Origin of the sequence: Aeromonas sp. PrichA-15 (assembly GCF_017939245.1) — a bacterium.
Classification (GTDB): Bacteria; Pseudomonadota; Gammaproteobacteria; order Enterobacterales; family Aeromonadaceae; genus Aeromonas; species Aeromonas caviae.
The window spans coordinates 1-1,422 of sequence record NZ_JAGKRH010000231.1 but is presented as its reverse complement, the minus strand read 5'-3'; the positions used below and the strand labels follow the sequence as shown (position 1 = coordinate 1,422).

Here is a 1,422-nt window from a genome sequence, read left to right as displayed (position 1 = left end):
CGTTGTGGTCGTGGCAGAGGTGGTAGGATAGGCATCAACTCAGTCCTTTGGGTGTGGCTTGTTTTGTTTAGCGACTAATCAGATCGCACAAACTGGACTGAGTTCCCTTCCTCCGGTGATCTACTATTCGGAACAGCTATTTAGGTCTTGATAGAAGTGCAGCACCTCGTGAGGCTGTACCACGTTGTAGCGGCTTGAGACCACCGACAGGGGGGCGAGGGTATCGGAACGAACGATAAAGTACCTTGCTGTCGCTGTAGGGGCGGATATGCAGTGCATCGGAGGCGACGTTAAACATCACGTCGCTCTGCTCGATGGTCCAATCCATCCCCGCAGCCTGCAGCCAGATATCGAGGGATTGCTGCGGTGGGAAGACATTGCCAAGGCCATGCCAAGGGGTTTGGCCTATGTAGGCCATGTTGCCGATCAGGTGAGCCATGGGAGATCTCCAATGAAAAAGGGACTGCAAAGGCAGCCCCAGAGTGTGTTCATGCAGATGATATATAACTGAGATTTTTTTGAATCGAGCTGCTGGGTTCAATTCGGATTTGATATGAGTCGTGGGCGACCACCTGTACCCCTGAGCTTTGGTAACTGCATCTTTCCCATGCTATTCATACGTACTGGCATCAACACCAGCAGTTCCTCATCGAATTTGTGCAGGTAATTAAGAGCGCTGTGCAGGAGATGATGACGTTTAACCACATCGCTGTAGTGCACCATCCCGATGCCGTAACTTTTCCATTGCTCGTACTTGGCACGGTCTGCATTGCAGTTGTGATACCACCTCGGCTGTCTATCCATATCTTTCCAGAGCTCTCCTAATTTCATGCCTAATGGAATATCGTTCTGCACCTTGGCGCCATTAAAGAAAAACGCTAAATGGAAATGAAACCTCTTACGCTCCCCATGTTCAAGTTTCCATACGTAACCCACCAGGTCATCGAATTTATACTTCACCCGCCTTAGATATCGATCCCGATCCTCTATGGCTTGTGCGAATGAAATATCACGGGTGACCTCTGAGCTGTAATAGGTATCAATGCGAACGACGAGGAGCTTTGCGTAATGTTCGAATAGGCTGTCTACATACATCTGGATGCTCTCTTGGTTGCGTGATTCTGAGCGTCTTAGATTACGGAGTCGGAGTTGATGCTTCGGTGAACGCAACCGCTTTATGAAATCGTCAATGGTATCCATCAGGTCATTTGCAAACCCATCTGCATTCTCGGGACTAGATGAATATCTCAGTACATTTTCATTGCGATGCCTATAGAAGGTAAGTATTCACCGGAACAGTATTGACACAGGAAAAATGAGACGATCGTCTCTTGATCCCACTTTCCTGCTTGCTTGATCCTGCTCCTTAGATACGCTCCCCCCATGAGCAAAAACACCATGCATTCCGCGGGAATGCCCACC

1 protein-coding gene and 1 pseudogene are annotated in these 1,422 nt (G+C 48.9%); both read right to left on the bottom strand.

From position 1 onward, the window contains the following. Positions 1 to 141: 141 nt before the first annotated feature. Positions 142 to 439: pseudogene (locus tag J9889_RS19785) on the bottom strand (hypothetical protein); the annotation flags it as partial. Positions 440 to 537: 98 nt separating this feature from the next. Then, a complete protein-coding gene (locus J9889_RS19780) occupies positions 538 to 1,095 on the bottom strand; it encodes an inovirus-type Gp2 protein (protein ID WP_210557815.1) in 558 nt (185 codons plus the stop codon). Between the last annotated feature and the right edge of the window lie 327 nt (positions 1,096 to 1,422).

Excerpts from the sequence above, each read along its gene's own strand:
- J9889_RS19780 (WP_210557815.1), bottom strand. The coding sequence starts at position 1,095 with ATGTATGTAGACAGCCTATTCGAACATTACGCAAAGCTCCTCGTCGTT.